Raw genomic sequence first — 17965 nt, 5'->3', positions numbered from 1 at the left:
CGCGTTCGCGAGGGCGAAGGCGTTCATCAATTGTAGGCAGCCGCCGCAGCGCCTCAGGGGGCTCGGACCCGCACTGGGGGCATCTCGTTTACCCCCAACTCGGGGGCCAAATCGGTGAGAATTGTCCCCCGTGGAGGGGCCGTTCGTCAGTGCCCGCGTGCCGCGGTTCAGTGGCGTCGGGCCGCCCTGCGCGGGAACCCCTCGCGGTGCGAGCCGCTCTCCGGAGTCGCCAGCACGTCGACCACGACCACGGTCACGTTGTCGCGGCCGCCGTTGCCGAGCGCGGCGTCCATGAGCTGCTGCGCGGCGTCCAGCGGGGAGGCGCCCTCGCCGAGGTAGTAGCGGATGCCGTGCTCGGTGAGCTCCTTGGTGAGCCCGTCCGAGCAGACCAGAAGGCGGGACCCCGCCACGATCGGGAACAGGAAGTAGTCGGGCACCGGGTCCTCGTTGAACCCGACCGCGCGCGTTATCACGTTGCTGTGCGGGTGGACCTCCGCCTCCGCCGGCGTGATCGCCCCGGCATCGAGCAGCTCCTGCACGATGGAGTGGTCGACGGTGAGCTGCTCCAGCGTGCCGTCGCGGAAGCTGTAGACGCGCGAGTCGCCGATGTTGAAGACGAGCCAGTACGGCGAACCGTCCGACAGCGTGAGCGCGATGCCCGTCACGGTGGTGCCGGTGCCGAGGTCCGTCTGGCCCACGCCGCGGCCCATGTCGTCCACGGCGTCGCGCAGCGCCTCGGTCAGCGCGCCCTCCGTGACGAAGTCGACGCGCAACTTCTCGGCCAGCCGGGTCACCACCGCGGTGCTGGCGAAGTCGCCGGCGGTGTGGCCCCCATGCCGTCGGCGACCGCGAAGATCGGTGAGCGCGCCAGGAGGCTGTCCTCGTTGACGCTGCGGCGGTAGCCGGTATCGGACAGCGCCGCCCAGGACAGGCTGATGCGCGCGTCTGCGCCGCCCGGCACGACCACGGTGTGGCGCCGGTTGGTGCGACCGATCTGGGTCACTCGCGTCCTTCTTCTCGACGGTCCGCTTCCGGCAGCGGCCGCGGGGTCCCCGTGGTGCCGCCGGCCGGGACGGCGGTGATCTCGATGATATTACCGTCGCCGATCTCCACAACCGTTCCGGGGAGGACGACCGTGGACTCCCCCGGGCGCAGGCGGTCGGCGGTGCGGCCCGGCCGGTGCACGACGGTGCCGTTCGTCGAGCGCAGGTCGGTGACGACCACGGCGTCCCCCGACTGCTCGATGCGCACGTGCGTGGAGGACACCTCCTGTTCGGGCGACTGCACCGCGACGAGGCGCGGCGCGACGCCCGACTCCACCCGCTGCAGCGCGGGTCTGCGGCCGATCACGATCGGCGCATCCAGTTCCATGATGTCCCCCGGGACGACCCGGACGGCGAAGCGCTGCGGCGGCGGAAGGATCTCCGTGCCGCCGGCCGGTGTCGGGACCGCGGCGGGAACCGGCGGCCGGCCGACTCCGGGCGTGTCGCGCAGGTCCGGCCGCTGGGTCGCGGCGCCGGGCTCCTCGATGTCGATCGCGCCGGGCAGCTCGTGGGCTGCGCGGACGGGCTGCACGACGGGGGCCGCCTCCGGCGACTCGGCGAGCCCGGCTGTCGCCGGGACGTCCGGCCCGTCGGCGTGCGAGAACAGGCTGGAGCTGCGGTTGCGCGCGCGGATGATGGTCTCGTCGAGCTCGGAGTCGGCCCCGGACTCCCGGGCGCCGGTGTCCTCCGCCGGCTCCGCCCCCCGGCCGGCAGTGCGCTCGACGCGCTCCAGCGGGGTGCTCGACCAGGTCAGCAGCTCGCCGTCCACCACGCCGAGGCCGAGCGGCAGGGAGCCGATCGACAGCCTGGCGGCCGGCCCGGTGGGGAGGTCGTCGCCGCCGACCGCGAGCCCGGTGACGCTGCGGAACTCGGCCAGCACCCAGGGCTGCACGCCGCCCGACCCGAAGCGCCTGGCGCCGCCGACCGAGTAGACGTCGAGGGCGGCCGAGCCGCGCACAACGGCGGTGACGACGATCTCGCCCGCGTCGTTCGGCTCGCCGAGTTCGGCCACCGCGAACGAGCGGACGCTGTCCGGGGCGGCGAGCGGGAACGCGCCGACGACCGACTCGATCGTGGCGAGGTCGGACTCCGCCAGCCACCACACCGCGTCCACGATGCTGTCGGCGACCGTGCTCTCCACGCAGGCGACGAAGCGGCGGCCGGCGATCAGCAGCCAGCGCGACGGGCCGGCGGTCGGGGCGTAGCGGGTGAAGCCGGGAGTCACCGCGGTTCCTCCTGGTCGACGATGGACCGGGGCTGCTCCCCGATGCAGGACGTATCGTGTCGTACCGATGTTAGACCAGGCGGAACGGGGTGCCGGCGCAGCGCACGGCGCCCTCGCCCGCGTCGACCACGTCGCCGACCAGCACCGCAGGGTCGGTGGAGACCATCGCGCGGCCGGCCTCGTTGACCAGCACGACCGGGCGGCCCGCGGCGAGCATCGCGGGCAGAAGCTCGCGCTCCAGCCGCTTGACGTACACGTCGACGCCCACGACGCCGATCATCCGGCCGTCCCGCTCGACAGGCGAGGTGACCGTGACGATGTAGTCGCACGCGCACAGATGGTCGACGTACGGGCCGGTGATGTGCGTGCGGTGCGTCGACTGCGGGATGCTGTACCACTCCAGCGAGCGGAAGTCGCGCAGATAGTCGGAGTACGACCGGGAGGCCAGGTCGAGCCGGCTCGGCTCGGTGGTGGAGCCGAACACCGGGTTCTCCTCCAGCGGGCCGAGCCACCAGGAGAAGTGCAGGTCATCGCCGCCGGTGAACTCCGGGGCGGCGATGAACCCGGCGCCGACCAGCAGCGGGTCGTCCTCGCGCAGCAGCGGGATGACGAGCGCGCCGACGGTGGCGTCGATCGCCGCGGGCGCCGTGACCGCGTCGGCGCCCTCCTCGCCCCGGAGGGCGTCGCGCCAGCCGGCGAGGGATTCCTGGATACGCGCGAACAGCGCGCTCACGCGCTCGGCCGCAGCCGCGACGCCCGCGCCGGTCTCTGTCCCGACGACGTCAGCCATCGATCGTCCCTCCCGTCTCGATCCGGGCCTTCGCGGACAGCAGCCACCGTGCGACGCGCGCCAGCAGCGCGCTGACCTCGGCGCGGGCCGTGCCGCCGTCCCCCGCAGCGACGGCGTCCGCGATCACACGGGCGGAGTCGGCGGTTCCGGCGCGCAGTTCCGCATCGCGCATCCCGAGCCAGAGCAGCGGGCCGAATTCTGCCTGCAGCCGGATCTGCTCGCGCACCAGCCGGGTCGACTGGCTGAGCACGGCGAGCTCCAGCAGGAAGCCGCCGGCATTGCGGCGTGCGGAGGCCGGACCGGTGAAGTCGGCGGCGTCCAGCCAGGCCGCGAGCCGCGCGTCGTCGGCGGCGGTCGAGCGTTCGGCGGCGCGGTCCGCGCAGCCCGCCGCGATCGCAGTCACGTAGACCGCGAGGTCGCTCAGCTCGACCTGCGAGAGGCCGCGGAGCCGGGTCGCGAGCAGCGCCTCGTCGCCGTCGCCGGGGTGGACGACGAAGGAGCCGCCGTCGCGTCCGCGCCGGGTCTCGACCAGCCCCGCCTCGCGCAGCATCCCCAGGCCCTCGCGCGCCGTCACCAGCGCGACGCCGAACCGGCGGGCGAGTTCAGCCTCGCTGGGCAGCCGCTCCCCCTGTGCGAGCACGCCCAGGACGATCGCGTCCGCGAGGCGCCTGGCCACCTGCTCGGCCCTGCCGGCGTCGGAGAGCTGCGCGAAGACCGCGTCCCGCGCCCCTGGCGCCGGCCGGGTCGTTGCGGCAGCATCGCGCGTAGAGGTGGTCACGCCTCCCACGATAACCCGATCCAATCATTCGCTATAGGATGAATTACGACGACCCGAGTGAGCGGCCGTCCGAGCGAAGGAGCGAGCATGGCCGACGGCATCCTCTCCGGCCTGCGCGTCGCCGACTTCTCCCGGGTCCTCGCCGGCCCCTACGCGACGATGACGCTCGCCGACTTCGGCGCGGACGTGGTCAAGATCGAGAGCCCCGCCGGCGACGACACCCGGTCGTGGCGGCCGCCCGTGGACGACGCAGGCGAGTCCACGTACTTCGGCGCGGTCAACCGCAACAAACGCTCGGTGGTGTGCGACCTCGCCACCCCGGAGGGCCTCGCCGCCGCGCACAGCCTCGCCGAGACCGCCGACGTCGTCGTGGAGAACTTCCGCCCGGGGGTGATGGAGCGGTTCGGGCTCGACGAGTACAGCCTCCGCCCCGCCAACCCCCGCCTGGTCTACTGCTCGATCACCGGCTTCGGGAGGGCGGAGGGCGCGGGCCTGCCGGGCTACGACCTCCTCGTGCAGGCGGTCGGCGGCCTGATGAGCATCACGGGGGCGCCGGACGGCGAGCCCAGCAAGGTCGGCGTCGCGCTCGTGGACGTGCTCACCGGTCAGAACGCGGTCGCCGGGATCCTGCTCGCCCTGCGCGAGCGCGACCGCACCGGCCTCGGCTCCCGCGTGGACGTCGACCTGCTCGGCTCGCTGCTCGCCGCCCTCACCAACCAGGCGTCGAGCACGCTCGCCACCGGCCGCTCCCCCGGCCGGCTCGGCAACGCGCACCCGAGCATCGCGCCGTACGAGCTGTTCCGGGCGGCCGACCGGGAGCTCGTGGTCGCGGTGGGCAACGACCGGCAGTTCGCCGCGTTCGCCGCCGTCCTGGGCCTCCCCGACCTCGCCGCCGACGCCCGGTTCTCCACCAACGAGGAGCGCGTGCACCACCGCGTCGCGTTGCGGGCGGTGCTGGAGCCCGCGCTCGCCGGGCGCCCCGCCGCCGAATGGGTGGCGGCATTCGGCGCGGCGCGCGTCCCGGCCGGACTCGTCAACAGCGTGGGCGAGGCGTTCGCGTTCGCGGAGTCCCTCGGGCTCGACCCGGTGACGACCACCGCCGACCCGTCGACCGGCCGCGTCTCGCGCCAACCGGCCACCCCCATCCACCTGAGCACGTCACCCGCCGTGCACCGCACCCCGCCGCCACTGCTCGGCGCCGACCAACCCCGCGGGCACGAACCCCTGTGGCTGGACGCCGTCCGCCCGTCCACCGAAAGGACCACCCGATGACCACGCAGCCGCCCGGATCCGCCGCCTCCGCACTGGACGAGGCCTTCAGCATCGACCACCTGCTGACCGACGACGAACGGCGCTGGCGCGACTCCGCCCGCCGCTTCGCCGTCGAGCGCATCGCGCCCGTCATCGAGCAGGACTTCGAGGACAAGCACTTCCGCCGCGAGTTCGTCGCGGAGCTCGGCGGGCTCGGATTCCTCGGCATGCACCTGAAGGACCCCGGCTGCGCGGGAGCGGGCGCGGTCGCCTACGGGCTGGTCTGCCACGAGCTGGAGGCCGCGGACAGCGGCTGGCGCACCTTCGTCTCGGTGCAGGGCTCGCTCGCGATGAGCGCCATCTCGAAATTCGGCTCCGACGAGCAGAAGGCCGAATGGCTGCCGCCGATGGCCCGCGGCGAGCGCATCGGCTGCTTCGCCCTCACCGAGCCGCACGGCGGCAGCGACCCCGCCGCGATGACGACCACGGCGCGCCGGGACGGCGACGACTGGGTGCTCGACGGCGCCAAGCGCTGGATCGGCCTGGCGGCGCTCGCCGACGTGGCGGTGGTGTGGGCGGCGACCGAGGACGGCGTGCGCGGCTTCGTGGTGCCGACCTCCACTCCCGGATTCGCTGCGACGGCGATCGACGGCAAGCTCTCCATGCGCGCGTCGGTGCAGTGCGACATCGTGCTCGAGGGGGTGCGCGTCCCCGCCTCGGCGATGCTGCCGGGCGCCCGCGGGCTGTCGGGACCGTTCTCCTGCCTCAACGAGGCCCGCTACGGGATCGTGTGGGGCGCGATGGGCGCCGCGCGCGCCTGCCTGGAGGTGTCCATCGAGCGCGCGACGACCCGGGAGGTGTTCGGCCGGCCGATCGGCGCGACGCAGCTCATCCAGCAGAAGCTCGCCGACATGCTGGTCGAGTACGAGAAGGGGATCCTGCTCGCCCTGCACCTCGGCAGGCTGAAGGAAGCCGGCCGGCTGACCCCGACGCAGATCAGTGTCGGCAAGCTGAACAGCGTGCGGGAGGCGCTGGCCATCGCGCGTGAGGCCCGCACGATCCTGGGCGGCGACGGCATCACCAATGCGTTCCCGGTGATGCGGCACATGGCCAACCTGGAGTCGGTGCGCACCTACGAGGGCACGGACGAGATCCACACGCTCGTGCTCGGACGGGCACTGACCGGGCTGGGGGCGTTCTGATGGGCGACCTCAGCGCTGCTGCCGCGGCAGCCGCGGACGTGGCTCTGCTCCCCACCACCCGCGAGGAGCGCGCGGCCTGGCTCGACGACCTCGCCGACGCGCTCGAGGCCGATCGGGCGGCACTCGTCGCCCTCGCCGCCGAGGAGACCCACCTCTCCGGCGTCCGCCTCGACGGCGAGGTCACCCGCACCGCCGCGCAGCTCCGCTTCTTCGCGGGCGTGGCGCGCGAGGGCGGCTACCTGGAGGCGGCGGTCGACTCCCCCGACCCCTCGCTCGTCCCGCCCCGGCCAGACCTGCGCCGGATGCTGCGGCCGGTCGGGCCGGTGGCGGTCTACACATCGTCCAACTTCCCGTTCGCGTTCTCGGTGCTCGGGAACGACACCGCGTCGGCGCTCGCCGCCGGCTGCCCGGTGATCGTGAAGGGGCATCCCGGACACCCGCGGCTGTCCCGGCGCACCGCCGACCTGGCCCTGTCGGTCCTGCCGGCGGGCTGGTTCGCCCTGGTCGAGGGGATGGATACCGGCGTGGCGCTCGTGCAGCACCCCGCAGTCCGGGCGGCCGGGTTCACCGGCTCGGAGCGCGGCGGGCGCGCGCTCTTCGACCTCGCGGCCTCCCGCCCCGATCCGATCCCGTTCTACGGAGAGCTCGGAAGCATCAATCCCGTCGTCGTCACACGTGCCGCCGCTCGGGAGCGCGCGGCGGGCATCGGCGCCGGGCTCGTCGCCTCCTTCACCCGCGACGCCGGGCAGTACTGCACCAAGCCCGGCCTGGTGCTCGTGCCGTCCGGCGAAGGCGTGGACGAGGCAGTGAGCGCTGCGCTCGGCGCCGCGCCGGTGTCGCGGCAGTTGACGGACGGGATGAGCGCCGCCTACGCGTCGGCGATCGAGCGGTTCGGGGCGGACGACCACGTGACCGTACTGCTCGGCCCGGACACCGCCGAGACCTCGACGCCCGCCGTCGCGCTCGTGGGCGCCGCCGCCTTCCTCGCCGCTCCGGACGCGTTCCTCGACGAGCACTTCGGCCCGGTCACCGTCCTGGTCTCCTACCGCGACGACGAGCTGGGCGCCGTGCTCGCCGCACTGCGTCCGTCGCTCACCGCCACCATCCACCGCGGCGCGGACGAGGACGTCACCGCCCTCGCCGCCGCGCTGGCTCCGATCGCCGGGCGCCTCCTGTTCGACGGCTGGCCGACCGGCGTCGCGATCGGCTGGGCGCAGCACCACGGCGGTTCGTGGCCCGCGACCACGGCGAGCATCCACACCTCGGTCGGCGCGACGGCGATCCGCCGCTGGCTGACGCCGATCGCCTACCAGGACGCCCCGCAGGACGTCCTGCCCCCCGAACTCCGCGACGGCAACCCGCTCGCCATCCCCCGCCGCGAGTCCTAACCCACGCAGCCATCGCTTCCTCACTTTCTCCCGCTCGTCGACGGCGTGTCGCGGTAGGAAGTGAGGAAGCGATGGCGTGCGACGGGGCTATTCGGTGGCCGCCGGCGCGGTGCGGCGCGCGCGAAGCAGCTCGGCCATGCGGATGGCGTCGCCGGCAGGCGCGTCGGAGGCGCGGTCCGGGCGCGCGACGAACAGGTACAGCAGCCCAGCGCCGGCGACGATCCCGAGGCCGATCAGCACGATCCAGTCGTTGAACCAGTTGCCCGTGCTCGTCGGCCACGCCAGCAGCACCATCGCGAAGATCCCGTACGCCAGCGCAGCGATGTTGACGACGAGCCCGGCACGCCCCAGCGAGAACGGTCCGGCGGGACGCCACCCCTTCACCCGTTGCCGCAGCGACGCGAGTACCACGGACTGGAACGCGACATAGATGCCGAGCACCGCGAACGCGGTCACCTGCGTGATGAGCCCGTCCGGGCCGAGGTACACGATCAGGCTGATCACCACCGGGATGCTGCACGCCACGATCAGCGCGTTCACCGGCACTTTGGTGCGCGGCGACACCCGCGACAGCCAGCGGTGGGCCGGGATCATCCCGTCGCGCGCGAACGAGAACAGCAGCCGGCTCGCCGCCGCCTGCAGGCTGAGCACGCAGGACAGGAACGCGGTGACCGCGACGACCAGGAAGATCTTCGCGCCGACGTCGCCGAGGGCGGACTGGAGGATCTCCGGGATCGGGTCGACATCCTTGCCCGCCACGATCTTCGCCAGGTCCGGCGCCGCCAGGATGTAGCCGCCGAAGGCGAACAGCGCGGACACGCCGCCGACCAGGATCGTCATCATCATGGCGAGCGGGATGCGGCGGGCGGGGTTCGCGACCTCCTCGGCGACGTCGCCGCACGCCTCGAAGCCGTAGAACAGGAACAGCCCGGCCAGCGCCGCGCCGAGGAACGCCATCAGATACGACCCGTGGCCCTGCACGCCCATCGTGTCGAAGAACACCGAGAACGGGTGCTTCCGCTGGAAGATCAGCAGGTAGAGGCCGACCGCGATCACGCCGATCAGTTCCGCCGACAGCCCGATGCGGGCGACCGTCGCCAGCGTCTTCGTCCCGGTGAAGTTCAGCGCGAGCGCCACCACCAGCAGCAGCACGGTCAGCCCGAAGGTGACCTCCTTGGTGGCGGGGAGGCCGAACAGGCTGGCCAGGAAGCCGCTGCCGTACGACGCCACCGCGGTGATGGTGACGATCATCGCCCAGATGTAGATCCAGGCCGCCATCCAGGCGTACCGCCGGCCCCACAGCCGCCGCGCCCACGGGTAGATGCCGCCGTGGATGGGGTACTGCGAGACCACCTCCCCGAACACGAGCGAGACCAGGAACTGGCCGGCGCCGACGATCAGGATCCACCAGATGGAGGGCGGCCCACCCGTCGCCATCGCGACGGCGAACAGCGAGTAGACGCCGACGAGCGGCGAGAGGTACGTGAAGCCGAGAGCGAAGTTGGCCCAGAGGGTCATGGACCGGTTGAAGGAGTCCTCGTACCCGAGGACGGCGAGGTGCTCGCCGTCTCCGAGATGGGCCGAGGACGAGGGTTCTGCAGACATCGAATGCCTTCCGGGTCAGCCGCACACGACGATGTGTGTGGAGGCAGCGTAGCGGAGGGCGGGCCGAATACCTATAGAACTGGATGTTTGAGCGCGGACGGCGTGTCGCCCCCTGGGTCACTCCCCGATGTACGACATCACGTGCTTGATGCGCGTGTAGTCCTCGAACCCGTACATCGACAGGTCCTTCCCGTAGCCGGAGTGCTTGAACCCGCCGTGCGGCATCTCGGCCACGATCGGGATGTGCGTGTTGATCCACACGCAGCCGAAGTCGAGGCCCTTCGCGAAGCGCATCGCCCGGCCGTGGTCCTTCGTCCACACCGAGGAGGCCAGGCCGTAGCGGACGCCGTTCGCCCAGCGCAGCGCCGCCGCCTCGACGGTGAACTTCTGCACGGTCTGGACCGGCCCGAAGATCTCGTTCTGCACCGCGTCGTCGTCCTGGCGCAGGCCCGAGACGATCGTGGCCTCCCAGAAGTAGCCGCGGTCGCCCTGGCGGCGGCCGCCGAGCTCGATGTTCGCGTGGTCGGGCAACCGCTCGACGAAGCCGCCCACCTGGGCGAGCTGGTTCGCGTTGTTGAGCGGACCGTAGAGGATGCCGTCCTCGCGCGGCGCACCGGTGCGGGCGTTGTCGCGGGCGTACTGGGCGAGCGCGGCGACGAACTCGTCGTGCACGCCCTCCTGCACCAGCAAGCGCGTCGCGGCGGTGCAGTCCTGGCCGGCGTTGAAGTAGCCGGCCGCCACGATCCCCTCGACCGCCTTCTCGATGTCGGCGTCGTCGAACACGATCACCGGCGCCTTGCCGCCGAGCTCGAGGTGCACGCGCTTGAGGTCGTAGGAGGCCGCGCGCGCGACCTCCATGCCTGCCCGCACCGAGCCGGTGATCGACACGAGCTGCGGGGTCGGGTGGTCGATCATCGCCGCACCGGTGCTGCGGTCGCCGAGGACCACGTTGAGCACGCCGGCAGGCAGGAACTCGCTGGCGACCTCCGCCAGCAGCAGCGTCGACAGCGGCGTGGTGTCGGACGGCTTGAGCACGGTGGTGTTGCCGGCGGCCAGCGCCGGCGCGAACTTCCAGACCGCCATGTTGAGCGGGTAGTTCCACGGCGTCACCTGGCCGACGACACCGATCGGCTCGCGGCGGATCATCGACGTGTGATCCTTCAGGTACTCGCCGGCCGAGCGGCCCTCCAGGTTGCGGGCGGCTCCGGCGAAGAAGCGGATCTGGTCGACGGACAGCAGGATCTCGTCCTCCACCAGGGTGCCGCGCGGCTTGCCGGTGTCCTGCGACTCGGCGTCGGCGAACTCCTCGGCGCGCGCCTCCATCGCGTCTGCGATGCGGAACAGCGCGAGCTGGCGCTCGCCGGGAGTCGTGTTTCCCCACACCTCGAAAGCGGCCTCCGCCGCGCGGTAGGCGTCCGCGACGTCCTCCGCCGTCGAGACGGGCGCGGTGGCGTAGACGTCCTCGGTCGCCGGATCGATCAGGGAGATGCTGTCGCTCCCGCGCGCGGTGGTGCGCGCTCCGGCGACGAAATTCTGCAGTTCGGGTGTGGTTGTGGCGCTCAGCGGTGAACTCATGGCCGGGAGTCTACTGATTTCGTCGGTCAATCGGGCAGGAATGTGCGGATTCGCTTGCTAGACCGCCTCGCCACTGACAGAATCGCTCCATGAGTACCCCTCGGGCAACGAACGGCACGAAGGCTGCGACCATCGACGACGTCTCCAAGGCGATCATCGAGCAATTGCAGGTGGACGGCCGCAAGTCCTATGCGGAGATCGGCAAGGCCGTCGGTCTCAGCGAAGCGGCTGTGCGCCAGCGTGTGCAGAAGCTGACCGAGTCGGGTGTGATGCAGATCGTGGCGGTGACCGATCCCATGCAGCTCGGGTTCTACCGCCAGGCGATGATCGGCGTGCGCGTCACCGGCGACACCCTGGTGATCGCGGACAAGCTCGCCGCCATGCCGGCCGTGGACTACGTGGTCCTCACCGCGGGCACGTACGACATCCTCGCGGAGGTCGTGTGCGAGAACGACCTCGACCTCATCACGATGCTCAACTCCGAGATCCGGACGCTCGAGGGGGTCCTCTCCACCGAGACGTTCGTGTACCTCAAACTCCACAAACAGTTCTACAACTGGGGAACGCGATAACCATGACGACAACCGTTGAAACGTTCGGCGAGCCCATCACACCCGATGAGGCAGACCTGCAGGCGAAGGCACGCGACCACCTCTGGATGCACTTCGCACGCCAGTCGGTGATGGAGGAGGGCCACGGCGTCCCCATCATCACGCGCGGCCAGGGCCACCACATCTGGGACGACCACGGCAAGCGCTACATCGACGGCCTCTCCGGCCTGTTCGTCGTGAACGCCGGGCACGGCCGCAAGCGCCTCGCCGAAGTGGCCGCGAAGCAGGCCGAGCAGCTCGCCTTCTTCCCGATCTGGTCGTACGCCCACCCGAACGCGATCGAGCTCGCGGACCGCCTCGCGCACTACGCGCCCGGCGACCTCAACCGCGTCTTCTTCTCCACCGGCGGCGGCGAGGCCGTCGAGACGGCCTTCAAGCTGGCCAAGTACTACTGGAAGCTGCAGGGGCGCCCGACCAAGCACAAGGTGCTCTCCCGCGCCGTCGCCTACCACGGCACCCCGCAGGGCGCGCTGGCCATCACCGGCATCCCCGCTATGAAGGAGATGTTCGAGCCGCTGACCCCGGGCGGGTTCCGCGTCCCGAACACCAACTTCTACCGCGCGGGCGAGATGGGCGCACCGACCGACGACATCGAGGCCTTCGGCGTCTGGGCCGCGAACCGCATCGAGGAGATGATCCAGTTCGAGGGTCCGGAGACGGTCGCCGCGATCTTCCTCGAGCCGGTGCAGAACTCCGGCGGCTGCTTCCCGCCGCCTCCCGGCTACTTCCAGCGGGTGCGCGAGATCTGCGACAAGTACGACGTGCTGATGGTCAGCGACGAGGTCATCTGCGCCTTCGGTCGCATCGGCCACATGTTCGCCTGCGACCAGTACGGCTACGTGCCCGACATGATCACCTGCGCCAAGGGCATGACCTCCGGGTACTCCCCCATCGGCGCGACGATCATCAGCGACCGGATCTACGAGCCCTTCAAGCACGGCAACACGTCGTTCTACCACGGCTACACGTTCGGCGGCCACCCGGTGTCCTCGGCCGTCGCGCTGGCGAACCTGGACATCTTCGAGGAGGAGCGGCTCAACGAGCGGGTCCGCGAGAACTCGCCGCTGTTCCGCGCCGAGCTGGAGAAGCTGCTCGACCTCCCGATCGTGGGCGACGTCCGCGGCGACGGCTACTTCTTCGGCATCGAGCTGGTGAAGGACAAGGCGACCAAGGAGACCTTCGACGACGACGAGTCGGAGCGCCTGCTGCGCGGCTTCCTCTCGAAGGCGCTGTACGACGCCGGTCTGTACTGCCGCGCCGACGACCGTGGCGACCCCGTCGTCCAGCTCGCCCCGCCGCTCACCATCGGCCCGGACGAGTTCGTGGAGATCCGACAGATCCTGGAGTCGGTGCTCACCGAGGCGAGCAACCACCTCTAAGGAACGCACCACCGAACGAGTCCGCGCACCGCACCATCACGGCGGGGCGCGGACTCGTTCGCTTTTTCCCGCAGTTTTCGCCGTGGATGTTGAGGAGTGACGTGGACTACCGCAGTGTCGGCTTCTGGTTCGACTCGATCGCCGAGGCCGAGGACGGCTTCCGGCACCGCCCCGGGCTGGCCGACGACGCCACCGTCGACGTGGCCATCGTCGGCGCCGGCCTCACCGGGCTCTGGACCGCCTACTACCTCCAGGAGCTCGACCCCGGCCTGCGGATCCTGCTGCTGGAGCGGGAGGTCGCCGGCTTCGGCGCGTCCGGCCGCAACGGCGGCTGGTGCTCGGCGCTGTTCCCGTGGTCGGCCTCCGCGCTCGCCGCCCGCTACGGCCGCGACGCCGCGATCGCCCAGCGGCAGGCCATGGTCGACACGGTGGACGAGGTCGGCCGGGTCGCCGCCGCCGAAGACATCGACTGCGACTACGTCCGCGGCGGGACGGTGACGTTCGCCCGCGACCGGGTGCAGCTCGCGTCGGCGCGGGCCGAGTTCGCGGAGTCGGAGGAGTTCGGCGTCGACCAGGTGTCCCTCGCCGGGACCGAGACGGTCCGCACGCGCTACGGGGTCCCGGACGCCATCGCTGCGACGGTCACGCCCGCCTGCGCACGCGTCCACCCCGCCAAGCTCGTCCGCGGCCTCGCCCGAGCCGTCGAGCGGCGCGGGGCCACCATCGCCGAAGGGACGGAGGTCGTCGGCTGGGCGGACGGCGTCGTGCGCGTGCGCGTCGGCGACGTCGAGCGGACAGTGACGGCGGGCACGGTCGTGAACGCCACCGAAGGCTACGGCTCGCAGCTCCCCCAGGTCGGCCGGAGCGTCCTCCCCCTCTACTCGCTGATGATCGCGACCGAGCCGCTGCCTGACTCGGTGTGGGAACGCATCGGCATCCAGCACGGCCAGACCTTCGCCGACTTCCGCCACCTGATCGTCTACGGCCAGCGCACAGCCGACAACCGGATCGCGTTCGGCGGCCGCGGTGCGCGCTACCACCTGGGCAGCGCCATCCGCACCTCCTACGACCGCTCTCCGCGCGTGCGCCACCACCTCGTCCGGACGCTCGGCGAGCTGTTCCCGGCGGTCGCCGGCGTGCGGATCACGCACCACTGGGGCGGCCCGCTCGGCGTGCCGCGCGACTGGCACGCGGCCGTCGGGATCGACCGAGGCGCTCGCGAGGCCTGGGCCGGCGGCTACGTCGGCGACGGGCTGAGCACGACGAACCTCGCCGGCCGAACGCTGGCCGACCTGATCGCGGACAAGCGCACCGACCTCACCGCCCTGCCCTGGGTCGGCCACCGCTCGCCGCGCTGGGAGCCGGAGCCGCTCCGGTTCCTGGGGGCCAACGCCGGGCTCGTCGCTATGGAGGGCGCCGACCTCGAGGAACGCGCCACCGGGCGCCGCTCCCTCATCGCCCGCGCGATGGCCCCGCTGACCGGCCACTGACGTCGACGGAGAGCGTCAGGCGTCCTCGAACCGCAGGTGCCTGACGCTGCGGCCGTTCCTCCGCACCAGCCGCAGCGACTCCACCCCGATGCGGATGTGCCGCTCCACGAACTGCGCGGTGACGCTGCGGTCGCTCTCGGCGGTCTTGACGCCCTCCGGAACCATCGGCTGATCGGACACCAGCAACAGCGCGCCGACCGGGATGTGGTTGGCGAACCCGGCCGCGAAGATCGTCGCGGTCTCCATGTCCACCGCCATGCAGCGGGTCTGCCGCAGGTACGTCTTGAAGGTGTCGTCGTGCTCCCACACGCGCCGGTTCGTGGTGTAGACGGTGCCCGTCCAGTAGTCGTGCCCGAAGTCGCGGATGGTGGTCGACACACCGCGCTGGAGCTGGAACGCCGGGAGCGCGGGGACTTCGGGCGGCAGGTAGTCGTTCGACGTGCCCTCGCCGCGGATCGCCGCGATGGGGAGCACCAGGTCGCCGAGCTGGTTCTTCTTCTTGACACCGCCGCACTTGCCGAGGAAGAGCGCCGCCTTCGGGCTCACCGCGCTCAGCAGGTCCATGATCGTCGCCGCGTTGGGGCTGCCCATCCCGAAGTTGATCATCGTGATGCCATCGGCGGTCGCGTTCGGCATCGACCGGTCGGTGCCGCGTACCTCGGCGCCGTACCACTCCGCGAACCGGTAGACGTAGTCGCCGAAGTTGGTGAGCAGGATGTGCTCGCCGAACTCCTCCAGCGGCGTCCCCGTGTAGCGGGGCAGCCAGTCCCGGACGATCTCCTGCTTCTCCTTCATCCCTCCCCCTTCCCTTCCCGCCGCCGCGGCTCAGCCGATCTTCGTGCCGAGCAGCGCGCCGATCGCGAAGGTCGCCGCCAGCGCCAGCGCGCCGCCGATGACCACGCGGATCATCGCCTTGCCGCGCGAGGCGCCTCCGATCCACGCCGCGACGTAGCCGGTGGCCGCAAGCGCGATCAGCACGACCACGAAGGTCAGCGGGATGCGGATGGCCGTGGGCGTCAGGATGGTCAGCAGCGGGAGGATGCCGCCGATCGTGAACGCGATCGCCGAAGCGATCGCGGCGTGCCACGGGCTGACCACATCGTCCTGGTCGATGCCCAGCTCTGCGGAGAGGTGCGCTGCCAAGGCGTCGTGCTCGGTGAGCTCGATCGCCACCTTCCGCGCCGTCTCCGGCTTCAGCCCCTTCGCCTCGTACAGGCCGGTCAGCTCGGCGAGCTCCTCCTCCGGCATCTCCGCCAGCTCACGCTTCTCCTTGGCGATGAGCGCGTGCTCGCTGTCGCGCTGGCTGCTCACCGACACGTACTCGCCGAGCGCCATCGAGATAGCGCCGCCGACGAGGGCGGCGAGGCCGGCGGTCAGGATGGCCGGGATGGACGGGGTCGCCCCCGCGACACCGACGACGACCGCTGCGACCGACACGATGCCGTCATTGGCGCCGAGCACGCCGGCCCTCAACCAGTTGAGTCGTTGCGAGAGCCCCTCGCGATGCGGCTCGTCGGGGTGGTTTCCGTTCACAGTCTCCGCGGTCATAGGGTCAGCCTAGGAACCCCGCGGTTCCTTTTCCAGCAAGCGCAGCCGAGACCTAACCCGCGGCGGGCTCAGCGCGCTCGGCCGTTTCCGCGCGCCTCGCGTCCCGCAACCGGCGCTGCACGCGATACTCGTGCACGGTCAGCACCACGATCAGCACGTCGAACGCGGTCAGCGCGAGCAGCCCCCAGGAGAAGTGCCTGGCCAGCTCCCAGCCCTGCCAGCCGATGAACACGGCGAGGAAGCCGATCATCCACGGGTACGCCCAGAGCTGCTCCTTCAGCACGGCCCAGACGAGCACGACCTTCACGACGCCGTGCAGCAGCAGGTAGACCGCGCCGAACAACGTCTCCGAGCCCGTGAGGGTGTGGCCGAAGTGGACGATCCAGTTGGAGACCGGGTCGTTCGGGTCCTCGCCGAGCTCGTGCTGCGTGAGGAAGACCACGACCGCGTTCATCCGCTGCGGCGTCAGGAAGAGCAGCAGGACTCCGCCGACCAGCTCGAGCACGCCGTCCGCGCCCTTCAGCACCAGGGTGACGCGGAAGAGGATCTCCAGGAACCGTTCCCGGCGGTCGATGATGCCGTGTTCGGCGTCGCGCTCCGTGCTCATCCACCCATCGAACCACCGGACAGGATCGCCACAGCGGCGTAGGCGACGAGTTTCATGAGAGTAGACTCAGAAATCTTACGTTCGAGAAAGGCTTTTGTGTGACTCCCGTGCTCTCCTCCCTCCTGGACGACGTCCTCCGCCGCAACGCCGGCGAGCCGGAATTCCATCAGGCGGCACGCGAAGTGCTCGGCTCGCTGGGTCCGGTCATCGAGGCCAACCCGCACTACGCGCGGGCGGCCGTACTGGAGCGGATCACCGAGCCGGAGCGTCAGCTCATCTTCCGGGTGCCGTGGACCGACGACGAGGGCAACATCCGTGTGAACCGGGGCTTCCGGGTCGAGTTCAACTCCGCGCTCGGTCCGTACAAGGGCGGCCTGCGCTTCCACCCGAGCGTCACGCTCGGCACGGTGAAGTTCCTCGGCTTCGAGCAGATCTTCAAGAACGCGCTCACCGGCCTCCCGATCGGCGGCGGCAAGGGCGGCAGCGACTTCGACCCCAAGGGCCGCTCCGACGCCGAGGTGATGCGGTTCTGCCAGTCGTTCATGACCGAGCTGTACCGTCACCTCGGCGAGTACACGGACGTGCCGGCGGGCGACATCGGCGTGGGCGGCCGGGAGATCGGCTACCTGTTCGGCCAGTACAAGCGGATCACGAACCGCTACGAGTCGGGCGTCCTGACCGGCAAGGGCGTCGGCTGGGGCGGCTCGCTGGTCCGCACCGAGGCGACCGGGTTCGGCGCCGTCGTGTTCGCGCAGCGGATGCTGGCGACCCGCGGCCGCTCCTTCGACGGCGCGCGCGTCCTCGTCTCCGGCTCCGGCAACGTCGCGGTCTACGCCATCCAGAAGGTGCACCAGCTCGGCGGCACCGTCGTGGCGTGCTCGGACTCCTCCGGCGTCGTCTACGACCGCGACGGCATCGACGTCGACCTGCTCCGGCAGCTCAAGGAAGTGGAGCGGGCGCGCCTGTCCGAGTACGCGGCCCGACGGGGTTCGTCCGCTGAGTTCCGCGCGAACGGCGACATCTGGGCGCTCGCGGCGGAGACCCCGATCGATGTCGCGATCCCGTGCGCCACGCAGAACGAGCTGGACGCGACCGCCGCCGCGACGCTCGCGGGCAACGGTGTGGCCGCCGTGGTGGAGGGTGCGAACATGCCGTGCACGCCGGAGGCTGTCCACGTGCTGCGTGCGGCGGACGTGCTGTTCGCTCCCGGCAAGGCGGCGAACGCGGGCGGTGTGGCGACCTCGGCCCTGGAGATGCAGCAGAACGCGTCGCGGGACGCGTGGACGTTCGCGTACGCCGAGAAGCGCCTCGACGAGATCATGACCGCCATCCACGACCGCTGTGCGGAGACCGCCGAGCAGTACGGCGCGCCCGGCGACTACGTGCTGGGCGCGAACGTCGCGGGGTTCGTCCGGGTGGCGGACGCGATGCTGGCGCTCGGCGTCATCTGACGCACGGGGCGGCCGCGCGCCG

At 71.4% G+C, this 17965-nt stretch carries 17 protein-coding genes; 7 read left to right on the top strand and 10 right to left on the bottom strand.

Annotated elements, in window-relative coordinates:
* Positions 1–167: 167 nt before the first annotated feature.
* The 5 genes from ACR5MH_RS03605 to ACR5MH_RS03585 all read right to left on the bottom strand — a co-directional run bounded on the left by ACR5MH_RS03605 (position 168) and on the right by ACR5MH_RS03585 (position 3836).
* Positions 168–794: a PP2C family protein-serine/threonine phosphatase gene (locus tag ACR5MH_RS03605; protein WP_433862295.1), complete on the bottom strand. Its 627-nt coding sequence runs from the start codon at positions 792–794 to the stop codon at positions 168–170.
* Positions 791–1003: a hypothetical protein gene (locus ACR5MH_RS03600; protein ID WP_433862294.1), complete on the bottom strand. Its 213-nt coding sequence runs from the start codon at positions 1001–1003 to the stop codon at positions 791–793. Before ACR5MH_RS03600 ends, ACR5MH_RS03605 begins: the two co-directional genes overlap by 4 nt.
* The gene (locus ACR5MH_RS03595; protein ID WP_433862293.1) at positions 1000–2268 is read right to left on the bottom strand and encodes an FHA domain-containing protein; all 1269 of its coding nucleotides are present in this window, start codon (positions 2266–2268) and stop codon (positions 1000–1002) included. The genes ACR5MH_RS03600 and ACR5MH_RS03595 overlap by 4 nt, the downstream gene beginning before the upstream one ends.
* 70 nt (positions 2269–2338) lie before the next feature.
* Positions 2339–3058, bottom strand: a complete 720-nt coding sequence (locus ACR5MH_RS03590) for a cache domain-containing protein (protein ID WP_431345997.1) — start codon at positions 3056–3058, stop codon at positions 2339–2341.
* The gene (locus ACR5MH_RS03585; RefSeq protein WP_433862292.1) at positions 3051–3836 is read right to left on the bottom strand and encodes a FadR/GntR family transcriptional regulator; all 786 of its coding nucleotides are present in this window, start codon (positions 3834–3836) and stop codon (positions 3051–3053) included. Before ACR5MH_RS03585 ends, ACR5MH_RS03590 begins: the two co-directional genes overlap by 8 nt.
* An 87-nt stretch (positions 3837–3923) precedes the next feature.
* On the opposite strand from ACR5MH_RS03585, the gene ACR5MH_RS03580 reads away from it, so the two are divergent.
* From ACR5MH_RS03580 to ACR5MH_RS03570, 3 genes are read left to right on the top strand one after another with little or no spacing between them, the layout of a single operon-like run.
* Entirely contained in the window at positions 3924–5108 is a 1185-nt protein-coding gene (locus ACR5MH_RS03580; RefSeq protein WP_431345996.1) for a CaiB/BaiF CoA transferase family protein, read from the top strand.
* Positions 5105–6289 (top strand): acyl-CoA dehydrogenase family protein, encoded by a 1185-nt coding sequence (locus ACR5MH_RS03575; RefSeq protein ID WP_431345995.1) that lies wholly within the window; start codon positions 5105–5107, stop codon positions 6287–6289. Before ACR5MH_RS03580 ends, ACR5MH_RS03575 begins: the two co-directional genes overlap by 4 nt.
* Positions 6289–7677, top strand: a complete 1389-nt coding sequence (locus tag ACR5MH_RS03570) for an aldehyde dehydrogenase family protein (protein WP_431345994.1) — start codon at positions 6289–6291, stop codon at positions 7675–7677. Before ACR5MH_RS03575 ends, ACR5MH_RS03570 begins: the two co-directional genes overlap by 1 nt.
* A gap of 87 nt (positions 7678–7764) precedes the next feature.
* Here the strand turns inward: ACR5MH_RS03570 and ACR5MH_RS03565 are convergent, their stop codons facing one another.
* Together ACR5MH_RS03565 and ACR5MH_RS03560 are read right to left on the bottom strand one after the other, a co-directional pair.
* Positions 7765–9282, bottom strand: a complete 1518-nt coding sequence (locus ACR5MH_RS03565; RefSeq protein WP_431345993.1) for an APC family permease — start codon at positions 9280–9282, stop codon at positions 7765–7767.
* 117 nt (positions 9283–9399) lie between these two features.
* Positions 9400–10857, bottom strand: coding sequence for a gamma-aminobutyraldehyde dehydrogenase (locus ACR5MH_RS03560; RefSeq protein ID WP_431345992.1), 1458 nt, complete (start codon positions 10855–10857; stop codon positions 9400–9402).
* Positions 10858–10946: 89 nt separating this feature from the next.
* Here ACR5MH_RS03560 and ACR5MH_RS03555 point away from each other — a divergent pair, with 89 nt between their 5' ends.
* From ACR5MH_RS03555 to ACR5MH_RS03545, 3 genes are all read left to right on the top strand, one after another.
* Positions 10947–11429, top strand: a complete 483-nt coding sequence (locus ACR5MH_RS03555; protein WP_431345991.1) for an Lrp/AsnC family transcriptional regulator — start codon at positions 10947–10949, stop codon at positions 11427–11429.
* 2 nt (positions 11430–11431) lie between these two features.
* Positions 11432–12847, top strand: a complete 1416-nt coding sequence (locus ACR5MH_RS03550) for an aspartate aminotransferase family protein (protein WP_431345990.1) — start codon at positions 11432–11434, stop codon at positions 12845–12847.
* 101 nt (positions 12848–12948) lie between these two features.
* A complete protein-coding gene (locus ACR5MH_RS03545) occupies positions 12949–14337 on the top strand; it encodes an NAD(P)/FAD-dependent oxidoreductase (RefSeq protein WP_433862291.1) in 1389 nt (462 codons plus the stop codon).
* A gap of 15 nt (positions 14338–14352) precedes the next feature.
* Here ACR5MH_RS03545 and ACR5MH_RS03540 read toward each other — a convergent pair whose 3' ends face one another.
* The 3 genes from ACR5MH_RS03540 to ACR5MH_RS03530 are packed head-to-tail and all read right to left on the bottom strand — an operon-like array spanning position 14353 to position 16492.
* The gene (locus ACR5MH_RS03540; protein ID WP_431345987.1) at positions 14353–15132 is read right to left on the bottom strand and encodes an AMP nucleosidase; all 780 of its coding nucleotides are present in this window, start codon (positions 15130–15132) and stop codon (positions 14353–14355) included.
* 30 nt (positions 15133–15162) lie between these two features.
* Positions 15163–15885, bottom strand: coding sequence for a VIT1/CCC1 transporter family protein (locus tag ACR5MH_RS03535; protein ID WP_431345986.1), 723 nt, complete (start codon positions 15883–15885; stop codon positions 15163–15165).
* Positions 15886–15937: 52 nt separating this feature from the next.
* Entirely contained in the window at positions 15938–16492 is a 555-nt protein-coding gene (locus ACR5MH_RS03530; protein ID WP_431345985.1) for a DUF2127 domain-containing protein, read from the bottom strand.
* 98 nt (positions 16493–16590) lie between these two features.
* Here ACR5MH_RS03530 and gdhA point away from each other — a divergent pair, with 98 nt between their 5' ends.
* Complete coding sequence (gene gdhA, locus ACR5MH_RS03525; RefSeq protein ID WP_431345984.1) at positions 16591–17943, top strand: NADP-specific glutamate dehydrogenase; 1353 nt, start codon at positions 16591–16593, stop codon at positions 17941–17943.
* Positions 17944–17965 lie beyond the last annotated feature (22 nt).

It is taken from the genome of Streptomyces sp. L7 (assembly GCF_050990935.1).
Classification (GTDB): Bacteria; Actinomycetota; Actinomycetes; order Actinomycetales; family Microbacteriaceae; genus Leifsonia.
This window is presented reverse-complemented; position numbering and strand designations above follow the sequence as displayed.

What these genes read in the sequence shown, in the direction of transcription:
- ACR5MH_RS03590 (WP_431345997.1), bottom strand. Translation starts at nt 3,058, where the DNA reads ATGGCTGACGTCGTCGGGACAGAGACCGGCGCGGGCGTCGCGGCTGCG.
- ACR5MH_RS03580 (WP_431345996.1), top strand. Translation starts at nt 3,924, where the DNA reads ATGGCCGACGGCATCCTCTCCGGCCTGCGCGTCGCCGACTTCTCCCGG.
- ACR5MH_RS03575 (WP_431345995.1), top strand. Translation starts at nt 5,105, where the DNA reads ATGACCACGCAGCCGCCCGGATCCGCCGCCTCCGCACTGGACGAGGCC.
- ACR5MH_RS03570 (WP_431345994.1), top strand. Translation starts at nt 6,289, where the DNA reads ATGGGCGACCTCAGCGCTGCTGCCGCGGCAGCCGCGGACGTGGCTCTG.
- ACR5MH_RS03565 (WP_431345993.1), bottom strand. Translation starts at nt 9,282, where the DNA reads ATGTCTGCAGAACCCTCGTCCTCGGCCCATCTCGGAGACGGCGAGCAC.
- ACR5MH_RS03560 (WP_431345992.1), bottom strand. Translation starts at nt 10,857, where the DNA reads ATGAGTTCACCGCTGAGCGCCACAACCACACCCGAACTGCAGAATTTC.
- ACR5MH_RS03555 (WP_431345991.1), top strand. Translation starts at nt 10,947, where the DNA reads ATGAGTACCCCTCGGGCAACGAACGGCACGAAGGCTGCGACCATCGAC.
- ACR5MH_RS03550 (WP_431345990.1), top strand. Translation starts at nt 11,432, where the DNA reads ATGACGACAACCGTTGAAACGTTCGGCGAGCCCATCACACCCGATGAG.
- ACR5MH_RS03540 (WP_431345987.1), bottom strand. Translation starts at nt 15,132, where the DNA reads ATGAAGGAGAAGCAGGAGATCGTCCGGGACTGGCTGCCCCGCTACACG.
- ACR5MH_RS03535 (WP_431345986.1), bottom strand. Translation starts at nt 15,885, where the DNA reads ATGACCGCGGAGACTGTGAACGGAAACCACCCCGACGAGCCGCATCGC.
- ACR5MH_RS03530 (WP_431345985.1), bottom strand. Translation starts at nt 16,492, where the DNA reads ATGAGCACGGAGCGCGACGCCGAACACGGCATCATCGACCGCCGGGAA.